This is a genomic window from Methylobacter sp., from assembly GCF_030680395.1.
In the GTDB taxonomy this organism is placed as follows: domain Bacteria; phylum Pseudomonadota; class Gammaproteobacteria; order Methylococcales; family Methylomonadaceae; genus Methylobacter_A.
In genome coordinates, this window is sequence record NZ_JAUXVR010000021.1 from 14,926 (window position 1) to 34,742 (window position 19,817).

20 protein-coding genes and 1 tRNA gene are annotated in these 19,817 nt (G+C 47.2%); 13 read left to right on the forward strand and 8 right to left on the reverse strand.

All coding sequences use genetic code 11. From position 1 onward, the window contains the following. Positions 1 to 35 precede the first annotated feature (35 nt). The 3 genes from Q8L79_RS08055 to Q8L79_RS08065 form a co-directional block, all read right to left on the reverse strand. A complete protein-coding gene (locus Q8L79_RS08055) occupies positions 36 to 1,241 on the reverse strand; it encodes a RimK family alpha-L-glutamate ligase (protein ID WP_305269893.1) in 1,206 nt (401 codons plus the stop codon). A gap of 60 nt (positions 1,242 to 1,301) precedes the next feature. Beyond that, a complete protein-coding gene (locus Q8L79_RS08060; protein ID WP_305269894.1) occupies positions 1,302 to 2,753 on the reverse strand; it encodes an aspartate aminotransferase family protein in 1,452 nt (483 codons plus the stop codon). An 89-nt stretch (positions 2,754 to 2,842) separates the two neighbouring features. Further along, entirely contained in the window at positions 2,843 to 3,634 is a 792-nt protein-coding gene (locus tag Q8L79_RS08065) for an inner membrane protein YpjD (RefSeq protein WP_305269895.1), read from the reverse strand. A 247-nt stretch (positions 3,635 to 3,881) separates the two neighbouring features. Between Q8L79_RS08065 and ffh the strand changes: the two genes are divergently transcribed. The 9 genes from ffh (at position 3,882) to dbpA (ending at position 11,279) form a co-directional block, all read left to right on the forward strand. Further along, positions 3,882 to 5,243 carry a signal recognition particle protein gene (gene ffh, locus Q8L79_RS08070; protein ID WP_305269896.1) on the forward strand — a complete coding sequence of 454 codons (1,362 nt, stop codon included), beginning with the start codon at positions 3,882 to 3,884 and terminating at the stop codon, positions 5,241 to 5,243. 138 nt (positions 5,244 to 5,381) lie between these two features. After that, on the forward strand, positions 5,382 to 5,633 hold the full coding sequence (rpsP, locus tag Q8L79_RS08075; protein ID WP_006890416.1) for a 30S ribosomal protein S16: 252 nt from the start codon (positions 5,382 to 5,384) through the stop codon (positions 5,631 to 5,633). Positions 5,634 to 5,639: 6 nt separating this feature from the next. Next, the gene (gene rimM / locus Q8L79_RS08080) at positions 5,640 to 6,146 is read left to right on the forward strand and encodes a ribosome maturation factor RimM (protein WP_305269897.1); all 507 of its coding nucleotides are present in this window, start codon (positions 5,640 to 5,642) and stop codon (positions 6,144 to 6,146) included. Positions 6,147 to 6,154: 8 nt separating this feature from the next. Further along, positions 6,155 to 6,892 (forward strand): tRNA (guanosine(37)-N1)-methyltransferase TrmD, encoded by a 738-nt coding sequence (gene trmD, locus Q8L79_RS08085; RefSeq protein ID WP_305269898.1) that lies wholly within the window; start codon positions 6,155 to 6,157, stop codon positions 6,890 to 6,892. 14 nt (positions 6,893 to 6,906) lie between these two features. Next, positions 6,907 to 7,248 carry a 50S ribosomal protein L19 gene (gene rplS / locus Q8L79_RS08090; protein ID WP_305269899.1) on the forward strand — a complete coding sequence of 114 codons (342 nt, stop codon included), beginning with the start codon at positions 6,907 to 6,909 and terminating at the stop codon, positions 7,246 to 7,248. A 157-nt stretch (positions 7,249 to 7,405) separates the two neighbouring features. Then, a complete protein-coding gene (locus Q8L79_RS08095) occupies positions 7,406 to 7,891 on the forward strand; it encodes a methylated-DNA--[protein]-cysteine S-methyltransferase (RefSeq protein ID WP_305269900.1) in 486 nt (161 codons plus the stop codon). Then, on the forward strand, positions 7,888 to 8,772 hold the full coding sequence (xerD, locus tag Q8L79_RS08100) for a site-specific tyrosine recombinase XerD (protein ID WP_305269901.1): 885 nt from the start codon (positions 7,888 to 7,890) through the stop codon (positions 8,770 to 8,772). The genes Q8L79_RS08095 and xerD overlap by 4 nt, the downstream gene beginning before the upstream one ends. Positions 8,773 to 8,777: 5 nt before the next feature. Beyond that, positions 8,778 to 9,551 carry an acyl-ACP--UDP-N-acetylglucosamine O-acyltransferase gene (gene lpxA / locus Q8L79_RS08105; protein WP_305269902.1) on the forward strand — a complete coding sequence of 258 codons (774 nt, stop codon included), beginning with the start codon at positions 8,778 to 8,780 and terminating at the stop codon, positions 9,549 to 9,551. A gap of 339 nt (positions 9,552 to 9,890) precedes the next feature. After that, on the forward strand, positions 9,891 to 11,279 hold the full coding sequence (gene dbpA, locus Q8L79_RS08110) for an ATP-dependent RNA helicase DbpA (protein ID WP_305269903.1): 1,389 nt from the start codon (positions 9,891 to 9,893) through the stop codon (positions 11,277 to 11,279). 214 nt (positions 11,280 to 11,493) lie between these two features. Here the strand turns inward: dbpA and Q8L79_RS08115 are convergent, their stop codons facing one another. The 5 genes from Q8L79_RS08115 to flgA form a co-directional block, all read right to left on the reverse strand. Further along, complete coding sequence (locus Q8L79_RS08115) at positions 11,494 to 12,753, reverse strand: DEAD/DEAH box helicase (protein WP_305269904.1); 1,260 nt, start codon at positions 12,751 to 12,753, stop codon at positions 11,494 to 11,496. Positions 12,754 to 12,951: 198 nt separating this feature from the next. After that, positions 12,952 to 13,028: transfer RNA gene (locus Q8L79_RS08120), tRNA-Arg, on the reverse strand. Positions 13,029 to 13,287: 259 nt separating this feature from the next. After that, positions 13,288 to 13,782: a flagella synthesis protein FlgN gene (locus Q8L79_RS08125; RefSeq protein ID WP_305269905.1), complete on the reverse strand. Its 495-nt coding sequence runs from the start codon at positions 13,780 to 13,782 to the stop codon at positions 13,288 to 13,290. A 2-nt stretch (positions 13,783 to 13,784) separates the two neighbouring features. Continuing rightward, positions 13,785 to 14,093: a flagellar biosynthesis anti-sigma factor FlgM gene (gene flgM / locus Q8L79_RS08130; protein WP_305269906.1), complete on the reverse strand. Its 309-nt coding sequence runs from the start codon at positions 14,091 to 14,093 to the stop codon at positions 13,785 to 13,787. Between the two features lie 92 nt (positions 14,094 to 14,185). After that, on the reverse strand, positions 14,186 to 14,884 hold the full coding sequence (flgA, locus tag Q8L79_RS08135) for a flagellar basal body P-ring formation chaperone FlgA (RefSeq protein WP_305269907.1): 699 nt from the start codon (positions 14,882 to 14,884) through the stop codon (positions 14,186 to 14,188). Between the two features lie 289 nt (positions 14,885 to 15,173). On the opposite strand from flgA, the gene flgB reads away from it, so the two are divergent. From flgB to Q8L79_RS08155, 4 genes are read left to right on the forward strand one after another with little or no spacing between them, the layout of a single operon-like run. Further along, positions 15,174 to 15,566, forward strand: a complete 393-nt coding sequence (gene flgB / locus Q8L79_RS08140) for a flagellar basal body rod protein FlgB (RefSeq protein ID WP_305269908.1) — start codon at positions 15,174 to 15,176, stop codon at positions 15,564 to 15,566. A 2-nt stretch (positions 15,567 to 15,568) separates the two neighbouring features. Further along, positions 15,569 to 15,982: a flagellar basal body rod protein FlgC gene (flgC, locus tag Q8L79_RS08145; RefSeq protein ID WP_305269909.1), complete on the forward strand. Its 414-nt coding sequence runs from the start codon at positions 15,569 to 15,571 to the stop codon at positions 15,980 to 15,982. 10 nt (positions 15,983 to 15,992) lie between these two features. Beyond that, positions 15,993 to 16,676 (forward strand): flagellar hook assembly protein FlgD, encoded by a 684-nt coding sequence (locus Q8L79_RS08150; RefSeq protein ID WP_305269910.1) that lies wholly within the window; start codon positions 15,993 to 15,995, stop codon positions 16,674 to 16,676. Positions 16,677 to 16,691: 15 nt separating this feature from the next. Beyond that, a complete protein-coding gene (locus tag Q8L79_RS08155; RefSeq protein WP_305269911.1) occupies positions 16,692 to 19,766 on the forward strand; it encodes a flagellar hook-basal body complex protein in 3,075 nt (1,024 codons plus the stop codon). Positions 19,767 to 19,817: the final 51 nt, after the last annotated feature.

The following is a 19,817-nucleotide window of genomic DNA, read 5'->3' on the forward strand; positions in this document are numbered from 1 at the left end:
ATGCAACAAATACTTAACGGGGGCATGGATATATTTTAAAGAGCGCTACGTTTCAGCAGCATCTGTCGAAAGGCGCTGAATACCTTGTTCATTTGCGGTTGTTTGTAGGGAAAAATGTCGACTGGATCGATGGCATGAACAATCATGCAGCTATCTATCTCGAAAATCAGAAGTTTGCCGTCAGCGGTCTCGCCGCAATCGATACCCAGATAGTCCAGTCCAACCCGTTCGTTAATGGTGCGAAAGGCTTCGGCATGTTTACAGGCAAAGGTGTTGTCGAAATCAATCATAAAACGCTCTTCTTCAGCGCGTTTTTCGGCATTTTCTGCCATGCCTGCATTCAGGTAATGGATCATCCAGTGCTCGGAAATGCCGACATGACAAACAAAGGGAGTGCCGTCAATCAGTACGATGCGATATTTTCTGAACAAGCCATCCTGCCTGCGATAGTCAATAAAACAAGACACGTAAAACTCGTTATTGGGCATGTTTTGCAGATAGCTAACCAACGCGTCCAAATTCTCTATTTTGTCCAGATCTTTCCCGGCGTGGGAATCGACGGGACGAACGATAATTGGAAATTCACCGTCCGCAAGAATATCGGTAAGCGGCAGTTCTTGATGAGCAACTTGCTCCAGAATCTGCCGGTCTATGCGGACCGTGACCGGCATGGTCACTCCCGGAGCGGATTTTAGTAATGCGCAAGCCTCATTGCGCGACATTAATGCAATACGATCCGGTCTGTTCAGCACTGGGTGCGGCCATGCGGCTATGGCGGCATCGACCTGTTTTAACAGCGGCATATTTTGATCGGATTGGGCAACGGCAACAAATAGCACATCGTGATCAGGGAGCTTGGCCGGTAAAGGTAAGTCTTGAGTCACATAAACTATATCGAGGGCGACGTCGGAGTTTTCCAGCAGAAATTCCAGAGGCGTGTTTGCCATTAAATCGCCGGCTCCCATGATTGCAAGCAACCGAACATTAACGTGGCCTGTTGCTGTGGGCGGGGAATATATTTGCTGACTTTCAATGGCCTGGGTTTGCGTGGTTAAGGCTAAATCGCGATGGCCTCTGAGTTGCAAAACCGTAGATAAATCCATCAGGGCATTGCCGCCGGTATCGGTCTCTGCGCGTTCGATTAATTGCGTACCCAGGGGTGCGAGATCGCAGCCGGAGTGGGCCATCCGCATCAGCTTTGCCAGGCCGATCAGCGGTTCGATAAGTTCATTGGTTTGCATTCTGTTTCTTAAGGTTGGATGTTTTTTATTGCCAGGGATGGTGTGTATGCAGCATCCCTGTCAGGAACAGGCGCGGCGAGCGGCGCAACTACCCAGTGCGAGCGTGGCATCGATCAAGGCGTCAATGTCGCTTGTCGTGGTGCGATGATTAACGATGGCGGCTCGTATGGCTAGCTGTCCGTTGAGGGTTGTCGTTGACGGTGCGGCAATGCCGGATTCTTGCAGTGCAACCACAATATCTGCATTGACCCGGTTGGCATCGGTGCTGCGATAGCGGAAGCAGACGATGTTCAGTGCAACGGGTGCGAGTAACTCCAGACGTGGTTCGGCTTCGATACGCAGCTTCATGTGCTGAGCCAATGCACAGGTATTTGAAATAACCTGTCCTAATTTTTCTGCGCCATAAACTTTTATGGTGAACCATGTTTTGAGCGCCCTGAAACCTCGCGACAGGTCAGGGCCGAAATCGCACGGCCACGGCGAACCGGCTGCCATGCCCCGGGGGCCACGTTTCAGGTAGGCGGCGGACGAGGCAAAGGTGCTGTGGTGCAGTTCGCCGTCCCGAACCAATATAAATCCCGCATCATAGGGAACTTGTCCCCATTTGTGAAAATCAAAGGCGATGGAATCTGCGCGTTCAATGCCTTGCAGGCGAGGTGCAATATCAGGCGCCAGCATGGCCAGTGCGCCGTAAGCGCCATCAACGTGGAACCAGATGTTTTTGCGATGGCAGAGCTCGGCAATAGACTGAAGATTGTCAATGGCGCCGACACCCACGGTGCCCACTGTTCCGGCAATGAAAAACGGCGTCAGGCCAATCTTTTGGTCTTCGGCAATGGCAAGTTCAAGTGCCGCTATGTTCATTTGGTGGTGCTCGTCGACAGGTATCATACGTAGCGCATCACTACCGAAACCGGCAATATCCATGGCCTGAACGAGGCTGATGTGAGCGTCGGCGGAGGTGTAGGCAATCAACTGCCGGTTGTCGGCAGTTAGGCCCTTATGGCGCACATCAGTACCTAACAGAGCGGTTCTTGCAATCAATACGCCAAGCAGATTAGCCATTGAGGTCCCTGTCACAAACAGGCCGCTGGCGGTTTCCGGGAAATTGAACAGTTCCCGAACCCACTGTACTACTTGACGTTCGATTTCTATGGGGGCCTGGTCGCGTCCGCCAAGATTGGCGTTCAGTCCGGCTGCCAGCATTTCCGCCAGCATGCCGACGGGAGTTCCTCCGCCATGAACCCAGCCCATAAAACCGGGATGGACGTTGCCTAAGGCATAGGGGAGTACATCTTTCATGAATATGGCATGAGCGCTTTTGAGATCATGTTGTCCGTCATTCAATGCTTGTTGAAATGAATGTCGTACTTCTTCGGGCATAGGTTGCCAGACCGGTTGATCGCGTAAGTGTTCAAGATAGTCGATCATGTCGTCCAGCATTTGATGGCCTTGTAACCGAAAGGCATTCCAGTCGGACGGATCCAATGTGTCTTCAGAGGTTTTCAGCATAGTTATATTGGATTGAGACTGACATGGGTTTGGTAAGGAGGCGATATTAAGTCATCGACCAAGAATCTTTTAACTAAAGGGGCTGTAACTTACCTGTGTAAAATAATTTCCAGTACCAGTTTGCTGCCAAAGTAAGCCAGCAGCAGCAAAATAAAGCCTGTTAGAGTCCAGCGGACTGCAGTTTTGCCACGCCATCCGTAACGCAGTCGGCCTAGCAAAAGACAAGAAAAAATGATCCAGGCGATAATGGACAAAACGGTCTTATGCACTAAATGCTGGGCAAATAAATCTTCAATAAAGATGAAGCCGCTGACCAATGAAATGGTCAGAAAAAAAAGCCCTGTGCCGAGCATTTGGAACAATAAAGATTCCATGGTTTGTAGGGAAGGCAATGATTGGATGAAGCGTTTGGGCGGATGGCTTTTAAGTTGCTGGTCTTGCATGGCGAGCAAAACGGCTTGCAAGGCGGCGATGTTTAGCAGGCTGAACGCGATAATCGAGGTTAATATGTGAACGCTCATCTGCCAATTGTGGGTATGCAGTAGATGCGGTTTATTGGGTAGATTCAACTCCAGCGCCAACATGATGGCGGCAATAGGAAATATCACGATACCCAGTTTTTCGACAGGTTTGTTAAATGTCGCCATGAGCAGCAGCAGGGCGACAATCAGTGAGATTAAGGATGCTGTGTTGATGAAGCTAAAGTTGAAGCTGTTGCTTTGCTGGAAAGCGATAGCGATATATAAAAGGTGTGCGCATACTGCTGCCCAAGCCAGATAAAGCGGTGTGCGTTGTCTTCTGTTCTGATGCGTGTCTCGGGCAATAAATAGTGTGCTTGCCAGATAAGTGCAAATTGAAAAGGTAGCGAGTGTGGTGTTCATTAGGGTCGTTTTTATTGGTTTGTGATCATATAGATAACACCACTGTCAGGTGCGGGCTTATTGCCTGTATGGATGCAGGTAAGGGCATTAGCTTCGCATAACGCGATAAGTCGCTTCGCTGGCGCACCACAAATTCCCTTGAGTTTAATGCAAAGGCCTTAATGGCTATGTTAATATATCCCGTTAAATAGTCCTAACGCATTTGTGTTAGTGAATGGTTTCCTTCAGATTTAATAAAGACACTGATATGTTTGATAATTTAACCGATCGATTAAGTAGCACGCTTAAAAAAATTAAAGGTCAGGGGCGCTTGACTGAAGACAATATCAAGGACACTCTGCGCGAAGTGCGCATGGCTTTACTTGAGGCTGATGTCGCTTTGCCGGTGGTTACGGACTTTATTGAGCGTGTCAAAGTGGGCGCGTTAGGTCAGGAAGTTCAGGCCAGTCTTTCGCCGGGTCAATCGCTGATTAAGCTGGTTCAGGCTGAACTGATTAGTGTTATGGGTGAGGCAAACGAAAAGCTGAATCTTAATGCCGTTCCTCCTGCGATCATTTTAATGGCAGGTTTGCAAGGTGCCGGTAAAACTACGACGGTGGCCAAATTAGGTCGCTGGTTAAAAGAAAATCAAAAGAAAAAAGTCGGCGTAGTCAGTGCCGACGTTTATCGCCCTGCGGCTATTAAGCAGTTGCAGATGCTTGCAAATGAGCTTTCTCTAGAGTTTTTTGAAAGTGATATTTCACAAAAGCCAGTTGATATCGCTAAAAATGCGATTGAAGCGGCTAAGAAAAAATTTCTTGATGTAATTATTATTGATACCGCCGGTCGTCTTCATATTGATGATGAAATGATGGGCGAGATTAAAGAATTGCATGCGGCAATCAACCCTGTCGAAACCTTATTTGTTGTTGACAGTATGACTGGGCAGGATGCCGCGATTACCGCAAAAGCCTTTAATGATGCCCTGCCGTTGACCGGGATTATCCTGACCAAGGCGGATGGTGATGCGCGAGGCGGTGCGGCGTTGTCTATACGTCATATTACCGGTAAGCCGATCAAGTTTATCGGGATGGGCGAGAAAACCGATGCTTTGGAGCCTTTCTATCCGGATCGTATCGCATCCCGTATTTTGGGTATGGGCGATGTGCTGGGCTTGATTGAAGAGATTGAGCAGAAAGTTGATAAGGAAAAGGCCGAGAAGCTCGTCAAAAAACTGCAAAAGGGCAAGGCTTTTGATCTGGAAGATTTTCGTGAGCAATTGCAGCAAATGCAGAATATGGGCGGAGTTGGCTCTATGCTCGATAAATTACCTGGCATGAGCAGCATCCCCCAAGAAATGAAAGACAAGGTTAATGACAAGGAATTATCGCGTCAGATTGCGGTGATTAATTCCATGACCATGAAAGAAAGACGATATCCTGATTTGATTAAAGGCAATCGGAAAAAGCGCATTGCTGACGGTTGCGGGCAACAGTTATCGGATGTTAATCGTATCTTGAAGCAGTTTATGATGATGCAGAAAATGATGAAGCGCTTCAAAGCGGGCAATATGGCGAATATGATGCGGGGCATAAAAAATAATGTGCGCGGCATGGGTATGAGAAGGTAATTATTGTTGCGTTAATGACGGCTTATTCGATGGCTAAAGTGAATGAATTTGACGGGATGTGCGTTGTTCTTTACTTATAGAGAAAATCGAGTAAAATAAGTCGATTAAATTTTGACTAAATGTTTTTGAGGAACTTAGATGGTAACCATTCGTCTTTCTAGAGGTGGCGCGAAAAATCGTCCTTTCTATCACGTTGTTGTAACCGATAGCAGAAGCGGCCGTGACGGTCGTTATATTGAACGTCTTGGTTTTTTTAACCCCTTGGCGCGCGGCAATGAAGAAAAATTGCGTTTAGATTGTGATCGCGTTGATCATTGGAAAGCCAATGGCGCACAGCCTTCTGATCGCGTTGCGAAATTGATTAAAGACGCACGTAAAGCGGCGGCATAAACTGAGTTGTCAGAGCAACAGCATATAAGCGTTGGAAAGCTTTCCGGCGTTTTTGGCATAAAAGGATGGGTTAAGGTATTTTCCTTCACTGATCCGAGGGAAAATATTTTAACCTATTCTCCTTGGTTGTTGAAAAAAGGCGACGATACAAAAACAGTTAATGTTGTTGACGGACAGCTACAGGGTAAGACGATAGTCGCCCAGTTGACCGGTGTTGATGATAGGGATCAAGCAGCAAGCCTGATGGGCTGGGATATTTTTATAACCCAGGATCAGCTGCCAAAAGCGGCTAAAGGTGAATATTACTGGTCCGATTTGATTGGTTTGAATGTTGAAACCATTGATGGCGTTCAGTTAGGTGTGGTTGATAGCCTTCTGGAAACTGGTGCTAATGATGTGGTCATTGTCCAGGGAGAGCGAGAGCGGGTCATTCCGTTTTTACAGGGACAAACGATAATTAACGTTGATCTGAATGCCGGTAAAATTGTTGTCGATTGGGATCCTGAGTTTTAATTAACAGCATGCGTTTTGACGTTGTAACATTATTTCCGGAAATGGTGACAGCGGCTGCGGGTTACGGTGTAACCGGGAGAGCAATCGAACGCAAGATAGTCAGTTTGTCGGTATGGAACCCTCGGGATTATACCCACGACAGACACAGAACTGTTGACGATCGTCCTTATGGCGGTGGCCCTGGCATGGTTATGAAGTATCAGCCGTTACATGATGCGGTTAGCGGTGCCAAACAGGCGTGCGCTGAGATCACCAAAGTGATCTATTTGAGTCCGCAAGGCAAACCGATTACTCAGGCTTTGTTAGCCGAAGCCTGTAAAGTATCGCAATTGATTTTGGTTGCGGGGCGTTATGAAGGTATTGATGAGCGCTTTGTCGAGTTGGATTGCGACGATGAATGGTCTATCGGTGACTATGTTATCAGTGGCGGTGAACTTGCAGCATTGGTAATCATTGATGCGGTGACCCGGTTGCTGCCGGGTGTGCTTGGTGATGAAGACTCGGCCCAGCAGGACTCTCACAGTGATGGTTTGCTGGATTGTCCTCACTTTACCAGGCCTGAACAGATTGAAGGACGTTCGGTGCCGGAGGTTTTACTAGGTGGCAATCACGCGGATATAGGCCGCTGGCGAATGAAACAGGCTTTGGGACGAACCTGGCAGAGACGACCGGATTTGTTGGAAAAAAAGAATTTGAGTGCAGAGCAGGAAAATTTGCTTAGAGAGTTTATTGTGGAGTTGGTTTAAATTAAGGTGTAGTAATGAGCAATATTATTGATGAATTGGAAGCGGAACAACTGAAACAGATTCCTGACTTTGGTCCAGGTGACACGGTTGTTGTACAAGTTAAGGTAAAAGAAGGCGAGCGTGAAAGAATTCAGGCTTTTGAAGGTATCGTAATTGCAAAACGTAATCGCGGATTAAACTCAGCTTTCACAGTAAGAAAAATTTCTCACGGTACCGGTGTTGAGCGTGTTTTTCAGACTCACAGCCCTATCATTAGCGAGATCAACGTTAAGCGTCGCGGCGATGTACGTCGTGCCAAGTTGTATTACTTGCGTGACCTGACGGGTAAAGCGGCTCGTATTAAAGAAAAACTTTAATCAAGCTGGTTTGCATGAAATAAAAAAGGCAGCTTAAGCTGCCTTTTTTTATGGATAATGATTCGGCTTGGTTGCATATTTAAGCCTAAAATTGTAGATTTCTTTTATGCGTTAATTGCTATTTACCGAATGCTTAAAATCATTCAGGACTTGTTTAATGCCGTTTATAATTCAATGGGTAGAAAGCTGCTCCGGAGCAGAGGATGTTGTAAAGCTTCAGACGCCGGCAGGACAGCTTATTCTATATAGCCAGCAAGGCGTGATTAGCAAAACAGACTGGGGGTTGGGTGATTGTCCGAATCAGTCCGGTGAACATGAATTAAATCAGTATTGGCAGAATGCCGATAAACGCATTAACGTTAAATTGTTAAAACAGGGCAGCGTCTACCGAAACCAAGTCTGGGCTGCACTTTGCCAAATACCTTTTGGCGAAACCATGACTTATTCTGCATTGGCAAAAAAAATAGGTTCATCGGCGCGAGCAGTCGGCAATGCGTGCCGGGATAATCCCTATGCTTTAATCATTCCTTGTCACCGGGTGGTTTCCGTTTCAGGCATGGGCGGCTATTGCGGACAAACCGAAGGTGATTTAATGGCAATAAAACACAAATTGCTGGAATTTGAAGCAAGTCATAAAAAATGAATGCAACCGTTTTGATAGACCAATTTCTCGATGCAGTCTGGGTAGAGCAAGGTTTGAGCGAGAATACGCTTTCGGCCTACGGCAGTGATTTGAGGATTTTTGCCAAATGGTTGGCGGGAAAGCCGATGCTGGAAGTTGATGGCGGGGCGTTATCAAGCTTTCTTGCCAGTCGCTATAAAGAAGGGATAGGCAACAGATCTACTGCGCGTATTTTATCCAGTTTACGGCGTTTCTATGGCTACTACATCAGGGAAAACAGCATAAAAGTCGATCCGACCGCCTTGATAGAGTCGCCTCGCATCGGTCAGCCGTTGCCTGCATCACTATCTGAAAAGGATGTCGAGTTATTGTTGGATGCGCCTGAAGTTACCAATGCACTGGGCTTCAGGGATAGAACCATGCTGGAAATGCTGTATGCCACGGGGCTTAGGGTATCGGAACTGGTCAATTTAAAGTTTGAGCAGATCAGTTTTCGGCAAGGCGTGGTCAGAATCATCGGTAAAGGCAACAAAGAGCGGTTGGTGCCGGTCGGTGAAGAAGCCATGAGTTGGCTGGAGAATTATATGGACCAAGCCAGAAAGACCATTTTAGGTGAGCGGCAATGCGATTATTTGTTTGTTACTAACCGGGCGGATAGTATGACAAGGCAGGCTTTTTGGCATATTATCAAACGGCATGCGAAAAAAGCAGGGATCAGTAAAGAACTGTCACCGCATACGCTAAGACATGCTTTTGCCACGCATTTATTAAATCATGGCGCGGATTTACGCGTAGTACAGTTATTGCTGGGTCATTCTGATTTATCCACCACGCAAATCTATACCCATATCGCCCGCGAAAGACTCAAAGAATTACATTCAAAATATCATCCAAGAGGATAGCAAAGATGGCTCAAAATATTCACCCGACCGCTTACATAGCACCGGATGTGTCACTGGGAGACAATATTACAGTAGGGCCTTTTGCCGTTATTGAAACAGGCGCTCAAATGGGTGCTAACTGTCAGGTGGGCGCTCATGCCGTGGTGCACAGTTATGTGAAAATGGGTGACGGCAATATTTTGCATCCGCACGCAGTATTAGGCGGTTTGCCGCAAGATACCGGATTTAAGGCCGAAACGGTTTCCTGGCTGATTTGTGGCGATAATAACGTTTTTAGAGAGGGCTTTACTGCGCACCGGGCCTCTAAAGAGCATGCCGAAACGCGCATCGGCTCAGGTTGTTTCTTTATGAATAACAGCCATGTCGCGCATGATTGCACGGTCGGGAATAACACCATATTTGCTAATAATGTCGCGATTGGCGGGCATGTTGAAGTCGGCAATAATGTTTTCATAGGTGGCGCGGTGGTTGCGCACCAGTTTTGCAGAATCGGTTCGTACGCGATAGTGCAGGGCACAACCGGTCTTAATATGGATGTCATCCCCTTTATGCTGATTGGCGGACGCCCCGCCCGGCATTATAAGTTAAACACCGTAGGTTTACGACGTGCCGGCATTACCGGCGAGCGCTATAAAGTGCTGTCGGCTGCATTCCGCTTGTTAAAAAACAAACAAAGCCTGGATGCGCTGGAAGAAACCGAAGAATTAAAACAATTGAAAAACTGGTTGGCTGTCAAGTCAAAACGTGGATTGCACGGGTTTGTTAATGTGTCGAGCTAGTACTCAGCCAGTCTTGTTATGTCGTGTAAAAATTGTTTAGCTCAGCGTAAATCCGCTCATCTCATTCGACAAGCTCATGACAGGCTTTGACAGGATCAGGACGAACGGATTTACTTTCACCCGTCAAAATAGAATTGACTGAGTACTAGTCGGATATCATTAAAATAATTGTTTTATCTTATTTCCATGCGTCGGTGTGGGAGCGTCGATCATTGCGTCCGCAAATTAAATTTATACTGAAAAATCAACCTTGTCCGGCTTAAGCCTCCGGTATCTGGTATCATTACCATTCGAATTACGGCACTTCGCCGCCATTCACGTCAATATAAAGAGCCCTTAGTGAGTACTGCCAAATTTTCATCCCTAGCTTTAAAACCCGCCCTGCTTGAAAATATTGAATCCCTGGGTTATACCCACCTAACGCCCATTCAAGCGGAGAGTCTGCCGCATATCCTTGAGGGCAGAGACGTGATTGCACAGGCTAAAACCGGTAGTGGTAAAACCGCCGCGTTTGGTATTGGCTTGTTGTCCAAGCTGGACTTGAACAGTTTTAGAGTTCAGGCAATGGTTGTCTGTCCAACCCGGGAACTTGCCGATCAGGTCTGCAAGGAAATCCGGCGATTGGCTCGATTCACGCAAAATATTAAAGTGCTGACCTTGTGCGGCGGCGTGCCTTTCGGGCCGCAGTTGGGGTCGTTGGAGCATGGCGTTCATGTAGTTGTCGGCACGCCCGGACGGTTACAGGAACATTTGCGCAAACGCAGCTTACGTTTAAGTAATCTTAAGGTGCTGGTGCTGGATGAGGCAGACCGGATGTTGGATATGGGCTTTGAAGAGGCTATTACGGATGTGATTTCATATGCACCGACACATCGGCAAACGCTTCTTTTTTCAGCAACTTATAGCGATCCTATTCGGGAAATAAGTCAGAAGTTTCAGTTTAAGCCTGTTTCCGTCAGTATTGAAACCAGCCATCACGACAGCGATATTGAGCAACGTTTTTATCAGGTGGAAAAGTCAAAAAGGACAAGCGCACTGGGTTATCTTTTATCCTACTATCGGCCCGAATCGACCGTAATTTTTTGCAATACCAAAAGAGATTGTCAAGATGTGGCGAGTTCGCTTGAAAACAGCGGTTTTACCGTTCAGGCGCTGCATGGCGATCTGGAACAAAAGGATCGGGATCAGGTATTAGTGCGCTTTTCCAATAAGAGCTGCTCCGTTCTGGTTGCGACGGACGTCGCAGCGCGAGGTCTGGATATCAAGGATATGCAGGCGGTGATTAATTATGAATTGCCTTGGGATCCTGAAATCTACGTGCATCGGATTGGGCGTACCGGTCGCGCCGGTAAAAAAGGCCTGGCGTTAAGTTTATGCACGGAACAGGAATTAAATCGGGTTAAAGCTATTGAGGAGTACCAAGCTATTCCCGCAAAGTGGGACGAAGTGGCGCCTTTTCAAATGAGTCATGAGCAGCGCTTTGAGCCGCCGATGGTGACTTTGTGGATTGACGGCGGACGCAAAAATAAGGTGCGTCCTGGCGACATACTGGGTGCTTTAACCGGTGACGCAGGGATCGCAGGCAGTGAAGTGGGCAAAATTGATATTTTTGATGGCCATGCTTACGTGGCTATCAAGCGTGACAGTGTTGATAAGGCTTTGGCTTGCTTGAGAAACGGCAAAATAAAAGGCCGCAATTTTAATGTCCGTAAATCCCAATGGGGATGAGTCGTCGCGTTAGCGCAACGCAACCTCAGAGGCATTAGTAGATTAAGAGCATGTCACCACGAAAACACGAAAAAGGATCAAGGCAATAACTTCGCGCTCTTCGTGTCTTCGTGGTGAACTAATCAATCTACTTATATTTTATTGATTGAATATATGGCTTTTTGTTTAAATTGATGCGTATGAGATTTAGCGCAACGTAATCCAACCCGAAAAGCTAAACGCTTTTTGCTCTAGGCCTGTTTCTGGGCTGATTAGCGCTGGGTTTGCGGGCTTGATTTGAGTTTCTGGCAGGGCGCGGACCTCGTGGCGGCTCTGGTGGCATTGGCGGAGCAACTGCGGCGGCCTCAAAGCCGGCAATTTGTTCTCGTTTAATCTCTTTCCCGATCAGTTTTTCAACCAAGCGCAAAAAACTGTATTCATCATGGGAGACCAGCGATATGGCTTGGCCTTCCTCGCCTGCACGGCCGGTGCGGCCTATTCTATGAACATAATCTTCCGGCGCTCGGGGCAATTCAAAATTGACCACATGAGGCAGCAGGTTGATATCAATGCCGCGTGCCGCCACATCGGTCGCTACCAGCACCCTGATTTCACCGGCTTTAAAACCTGACAATGCACTGGTTCTGGCACCCTGGCTCTTGTTGCCGTGTATGGCGGCTGCCTTAATGTCAACCTTGTTGAGCTTTTCGGTGAGCCGATTCGCGCCGTGTTTAGTGGTCGTGAATACCAGAACCTGCTGCCAGTCATGCTCTTTTATCAAATGACAGAGCAGTTCTGTTTTATTCGCTTTATTAACCAGATAAGCAACTTGCTCAACCAATTCTGCCGCGGTATTGCGTGGAGCGACTTCTATTTTTATAGGATTAACCAGAAGCCCGGTTGTGAGCTTACGGATATCTTCTGAAAAGGTCGCTGAGAATAACAGATTTTGACGCTTCTTCGGGAGGAAGGCGATAATTTTACGAATATCCCGGATAAATCCCATGTCCAACATGCGGTCCGCTTCGTCGAGTATCAGTGTTTCTACTTGATCGAGTTTTACCGCATTCTGATTGACCAGGTCTAAAAGTCGACCTGGTGTGGCGACCAATATATCTACGCCGCCTCTTAATCTCATCATTTGCGGATTGATTTTTACTCCGCCAAAGACAACTTCGGATTTTAAACGCGGATGCAGGTGCGCCCCATACTTATTTACCGATTCGCCTATTTGCGCCGCCAGTTCCCTGGTTGGCGTCAGGATTAATACCCTGACCGGCCGGTTATTACCGTAAGCTTTTTGTGATAAGCGGTGCAGGATGGGTAGAGTGAATCCTGCTGTTTTACCTGTTCCAGTCTGTGCCGCAGCCAGAACATCATGGCCGCCTAAAACGGCTGGAATAGCTTGTGACTGGATAGGGGACGGCGTGGTATAGCCGGCATCAGCAATGGCGCGCAGGAGTGGATCAGATAAACCGAGGGTGGTAAATGGCATATTAGTTAGAGTCTCAATAAAAGGTTGCTGTTGACAAGCGCCTTACAGCATTGTGAAAAGGGTATAGAAGGTTAAATAAAAACGCGGCAAAGAACGGAGGGCTAGTTGATTGCAGTATAATGTTGGCGTTTTGATAGATATGACGTTATGTGCAGTCTCTTGTCGCAGGTAGGCGTGCGAGAGTGTTGTTGATATAAATGGTGCCCCGAGGCGGATTTGAACCACCGGCCTGTCCCTTAGGAGGGGACCGCTCTATCCAGCTGAGCTATCGGGGCAAAAACAGAAGAGATTGTACCATAGATAGGTATTTAATTCATTTGTTCTCTTCGGAGTACATAGATTAAGTCGAAAAAAGCATTTTGTAGTCGGGCAACATGTCAGTCGGAGTATTGTGGCTGGTAATCTTTACTTGGATTAATGTGCGTAACTGAGCATAAGGGCGGCTGCTTTATGCAATGATCAATGGTGAGCTTGTTGCTAATAATAAATAGACGTGAGGAAAATGCTACAAATATTACCGAGCATGAAAAGGCGCTATACCGAAATCAAGGTATGGGTATATCGGTCACTTTGGGTTGAACCGTCAGAGCCATAGGTGTTTACAAACGCTGGCTTGCCTTTTAAAATATCCAGTGAACGTTTGGTGTGGCGAGATAAGAGATCAATGCCTGCGCCGTTTTGTTCATTCAGGTTTCTGCATTCTGCGCAGGCGATCATGAGCTGTGCCCAGTTGCCAATTGATTGGGCGGGCAACAGGCCTGCTGTTTCAGCCCGTTTAAAATATTCTTTGATACTTTCCTGATTATTAGGCAGCTGTTCGGTTGCCAAGACTTGAGTGATTTGTGTGTTGAACTGTTCCAGTTGCACAACCAGCTGCTTTTTATTGGCGGCGATATTGTTAATCAGCTCAGCCTGTTGCGTTTTTTTCAAGGCATCAGCCTCGCGATTGAGCTCCTGATGAAGCTGCTGCGCCAATTGTAGTGCGTTGAGGATTAGTTGCTCTATAATGGGGTATGTTTGTTTTATCATTGTTATGTACTATTTTCCGGTGGCATTAACTGTTCAAATTGAATCAATTTCTTTGCAACTTTTTCAGCATTGATCTGATAATTTCCGTCAGCAAGCGCTTTTTTAATGGAGTTAACCCGGTCAATATCTACAGACGATGTAGAGGATGAGCCAAAGGCCTTTTTTATTTCCTGCGTTGTGGTTGTAAGCGCAACGCTGTCGATTTTTTCTGTATTGATAGTAACAACTTTTTTTTCACCGTCGACATCAGCTTTTGGGCTCGTTTTGATGGGTGTTGGACTATTTGTTCTGCCGGTTATTTCGATAGCCATGTCAAATTCCTTAATATCTTTTTCATTTGAAGTGTTTATCGGCAGTACGGCGAAAAACTTTAACTGTTTGTTTAATGAGTTTGTATGTCAGTTTAATATTTTACAGCGACCAATCCAGGTTCGATAACTGTTGCATTAATGATGCGTCCCGAATTTTGGTTTTTAACGGTGATAAGCTGTCCTTTAGTGCCGTCCATCATCGCTATCCCGCTCATCCTGATAGAAAAATCCGGTTTTGTTGTACTGATAACAACTTTATCTCCTCTTTTGACAAGATTGGGTTCAACAATATTTCTCAGGCTAAGAATGGTTCCGATGTTGAGTTGGCGTGTAACCTGTTTGTTTTCAACCTGCTCCAGTTGAGTGACAAAATCTTCCCTGAGTTTAGACACTTCTCTTTTTTCAATAGCAAGATGTTGTTGTGTAATGATTTCACCGCGTTGTATCGGTTGAGATAAGACCACGACCATTTGGTAGGTCTTGATGATGACAGAAGTGAAAATCGACCATTTCTTTCCTGCATTACAGCGCACACCTATAGTTGTTCTGCCCGCTTTAATTAAAGCAGTTGTTGTGAATACGTCCAGCGGTTCGACGCATTGAGGTAAATTTAGGCGGCTGTCCAATGGAGTTAGAGTCACTTCATATTCACCCGACAGATGTATGTTTTGCTCAACATAATCCTTAACGGCCTCAGCAATAGATTGATGTGATTGCGAGCTTTGCTCCGCATGAGCAGCGGTAAACAAAATAAAGGTCAATGCCAAAATCAGAGAGGTGTTTTTTATCATCGTTATGGTCTTGCTTTATGGCTTATGTCAGTTACACGAATGATGCCAAATTATTTTAGCTTTGAGTCAATTTATTGACATATGGCGTTGTTTGCCTGTAATCCGTTTGTTCGTCATCTATTGACGGCTATCTTTTGCCGAATTAGTCAAAAACATTCTAACTGTAATCAGTCGTTGATGAGAGACAAATAATTCTAATAAATTATATATTATTGATATTAATGATCTATATATTTTTGGCATGGGCCGTGCTTTTGTTTTTGTACAAGTAATCAATGAGGTAACTATCATGGCTATTAATTTTGACACTGCACTTGGCATTGAGCCTAAGGCCCTGGCTTTTCGAGAAAAACGAAGCGAGATACTGGCTGCAAATTTAGCCAACGCGGATACACCCAACTTTAAGGCACGCGACCTGGATTTTAAATCGGTGCTGAAGCAAAGTATAGCTTCAGGCGTGACCATGGAACGTACTCAGGCAGGACATGTCGCACCTCAGCAACAAGTGTTCGGCGCTAATCTAATGTACAGGAACCCCAGTCAGGTATCGTTAGATGGCAACACCGTTGAGGCTCATGTTGAACAAGCCAAATACGCTGAAAATGCGGTGCAGTATCAGGCCAGTTTGCAGTTCATCAATAACAAATTTTCCGGTCTGATGACCGCGGTAAGAGGGCAATAGTCATGGTTTCAAGCATATTTGATATTGCCGGTAGCGGCATGAATGCTCAGTCGTTAAGACTTAACTTGGTCGCAAGTAACATATCCAATGCGAATAGTGCAAGCAGCAGTGCGGCCGGTGTTTATAAATCCAGGCAGCCAGTGTTTGCCGCTGAATTAAATAACGCTATAAATAAGCAAAATGCTGCGAGTAAAGTAAATGTGTTGGGCGTGGTTGAGAACCAAGCATCTCCTGTTATGGAATATGCCCCGAATCATCCTATGGCCGATAAAGACGGCTATATCTATAAGTCTAATGTTAATACGGTTGAAGAAATGGCCAATATGATGTCGGCATCACGCTCTTATCAAAATAATGTAGAAGTGTTGAATACGGCAAAGCAGATGATGCTTCAGACCTTAAGAATGGGACAGTAAGGGGATAAAAATGACTATTGAAAGTGCATCGAATAAATACAGTAGCTTGACTGTCACGCCCGCAAAAGAGTCGGCGACAGCACCTAAAAAAACTTCATTAGGGCAGGATCAGTTTTTAAAGCTAATGACCACGCAGATGACGCACCAAGATCCCACCAAGCCGATGGAAAATGGCGAGTTTCTAACGCAAATAGCGCAGTTTGGAACCGTATCCGGTATTCAGGATTTGCAAAAATCATTTGGTGACTTTGCCGGTTCAATCAACTCCAGTCAGGCATTGCAGGCAACAAGTTTAGTGGGGCGATATGTATCTGTACCGGGAACCAAAGGGATGCTGTCAGCTGGGGGCGAGATATCTGGCGATATTAATTTATCTGGAAGTGTTTCCAATATTAATGTCAAAGTAATCAATACCACTACAGGTGAAACCATACAAGATGTCGATTTGGGCGCTCATAGCACGGGAAAAGTACCTTTTGTCTGGGAGGGGGTAAATTCAAATGGCGTCATGGTTAGTCCCGGTGTGTATAAAATTCAGGCAACAGGATACATGGATGGAAAAAATACGGTATTGGAAACAGATATTAAATCGCGCGTTGACAGTGTCATCATGGGCAATGGCGCTAATAGTTTAAAAGTTAACCTGACCGGTTTGGACAGCGTTAATTTTAATCAGATTAAACAAATTCTTTAGGATTGGGGGTGTAACATGGGTTTTGCAACAGCATTAAGTGGATTAAAAGCCGCATCAACAAGTTTACAAGTAACCGGCAATAATATTGCCAATTCCCAAACCGTCGGTTTTAAGGAATCACGGGCAGAATTTGCCGACGTGTATGCGTCCAGCCTCGGTGGAGTTAGCAAGATTCAACCAGGTGCCGGAGTGAAAGTCACCGAAGTGGCGCAGCAATTTAAGCAGGGCAATATCGAGTCGACCCAAAACAGCCTTGATCTTGCAGTCAGCGGGAATGGTTTTTTTGTATTGGCTGATCACGTCAATCTGCCTGATCCTGCTAATCCAAATGCGGCCGTGGATCCTTCGGTACCGAGTGCATATACCCGCAATGGCGCTTTTCAGTTAAATAGCTCAGGGAATGTGGTTAATGACAAGGGACAGTATTTATTGGCTTTTGCACCAAACGGAACTACTGCAGCGGAGGGCTTTAGTGTCGGCGTTTTTAGGCCGCTCACGATTGATACTGCGCAAGGCTTGCCTAACGCCACCGAAAATATCAATATGAAATTGAACATCAACGGAGCTGCCAATCAGCCGTCAACTACGGTGTTTGACCCTAAAAATCCTTTGTCCTATAACAATACGACATCAATTACGACTTATGATACCCAGGGTAATGCGCATATAGCATCAACCTATTATGTAAAAACGCCGGTAGCCAATGTATGGGATGCTTATTTATTTCTCGATAATTTTGGCATTACAACAGGTGGGCAGGCTGTGCCGCCGTCAACAGCTCCGACATCAACAGTGTCGGCAGCGGTTAATCAGCCAGGCACACCTATAAAGATGAGTTTTACCTCGTCAGGATTGGTTTCTGATGTGGGTCCCCGTGCAGCCAATGTTATTTCTGCTGCAATTCTGTCTGCGGCGAATACAACGGTTACGGGTACCGCTGCTGCGTCTGTTACTGCTGCAGGGTTGCCCGCATTATATGCGGCAGCATCGACACTGCCTACGACGGCTGTGGCAGCCGCAGCCGCCGCTGTCACAGCTGTAACGAATATTAACGCCGCATCGACTTCGGCTGCGGCAACGCCTGCTGTATATACTACTGTTGCAACGGCTGTAACTGATGCAACCGCTACTGCAACCGGTGCAGGAACTGCATCGACTGCCGCTGCGGCGGTGCCTGCCGTATATACTACGGTTGCAACGGCTGTGGCTGATGCAGCAACTTCAGTAACAGGTACTGCAGCCACATCAACTGCGGCGACAACGGCGGATGGCTCCGGCGGAATAGTCGCCCTTGATAATGCCGCAGTTCTAACTGCTGCCGATGCTGCCGTTCTGACTACCAATGCTTTGGTTACTTCTGCGACTGCTGCTGAGACGGCTGCTACGACCGCCGGTATTGTTTCTCCCGCTACCCTGACGTTAGCTACGGCCGCTAAAAACGCCGCTAATACCGCAGCTTTATCTGCGCTTCAAGCTCAAACTGATGCGAATACTCTTGATAATGGAGGGGTTCCCCTGGCTGCTGGTCCCGCTGCTATTGCTGCCGCCGCTGCCGCAGCTTCCGCTGCCACTGCCGCAGCTGATGCTCTTGCCGCTCAGACAGCGGTTGCTGCTTATAATGCTGCCGCCGGCCCCAGTGCAGCTGCAACTGCTATTACCCAGGCAGGAACGGCAGTAACATCGGCCAACACTCTTGTTACTTCTGCGACTGCTGCTGCCGCTGCTAATATTACTCCCGCTAACGCAGCACTGGCTGCCGCCGCGCAAACGGCAGCGACTGATGCTGCTACAGCTGCTGCGGCTTATGCAACATCTGCGGCGCTTGTTGTTGATGCCGCTACTGCGACCACTGCTGCGGCTCTTGCCGTTACTGCGGCCACGAAAGCTACAGCAGCCCAGACTGCGGTTAATAGTTATAATGCAGCTGTTGTCGCCGGTGCAGGTCTCGGCGCTGCCGCAACTTCTCTTGCGCTGGCAAATACGGCAGTAGCATCGGCCGATGCTCTTGTTGTCTCCGCCACTACTGCGGCCACTACTGCCGCTGCCGGTAATATTGCTCCCGCTGACTTAGCTCTTGCTGTTGCTGCTCAAGCAGCAGCAACTACCGCGGCTACATCAGCCGCCGCTTATGCAGCCGCGGCTGCGCTTGTTAATGACCCTCTTTCTGCGACCACTGCCGCTAATGCCGCTGCCACTGCGGCTACTGATGCGGCTGCTGCCAAGGCGGCGGTGGATGCTTATAACACTACTGCAGCAGCTTCCAGCACTACGCAAGGCCCGACTGCAACTGCTCTTGCCAATGCCTTGGTAGCATCAGCATCTGCAACTACTTCGGCGGCGGCTGCCGCTGCGATTAATAGTACTCCCTCTGCCGCAGCTTTGGCTGATATAGCTAAAACCACTGCCGCTACTGCGGCCGCATCTGCCACTGCTTATGCGGCTTCCGCTGCGCTTGTTGTTGATGCTGCTAGTGCGGCCACTGCGGCGGCTCTTGCCGTTACTGCGGCTTCTGATGCTATTCTTGCCCAGACTGCAGCGAGTAATTATAACGCTGCTGTTACCGCAGCCTCTGCCGGCTCTGCGCAAACCACCAAAGTGGATTTTGGGTCTATTGATTTAGCGCTTATTAATCCTAATATAAGCGTTTCTCCGATGGCATTCGATGTGGACTTTTTTGGCAGCACCCAGTTTGCTACGCCCTTTAGTGTTAACGGGCTGGATCAGGATGGTTTACCTGCCGGTAATTTGACCGGCATCGATGTCGATGACACAGGTGTAGTGTTTGCAAGATACAGTAACGGCGGTTCCAAGGCTTTAGGGCAGGTGGCATTGGCGCGGTTTCAAAGCAATCAATCTTTGGCTAAATTAGGAGATACCTCTTGGGCGACGACTTCAACTTCCGGGGCGCCTATCTATGGCGCGGCCGGCGACAATAATTTTGGCGGGATTCAAGCGTCAGCCTTGGAAGGCTCCAATGTGGACTTGTCGGAGCAGTTGGTTAAGTTGATTATTGCACAGCAGGCTTATCAGGCTAATTCTCAAACCATTACCACCGAAAAAACCTTGATACAAACTATCCTGAATGCATAGTTTAATGTTTTAAAGTTGGAATGATACTTGCTTTATATTTGTTTTAAGATT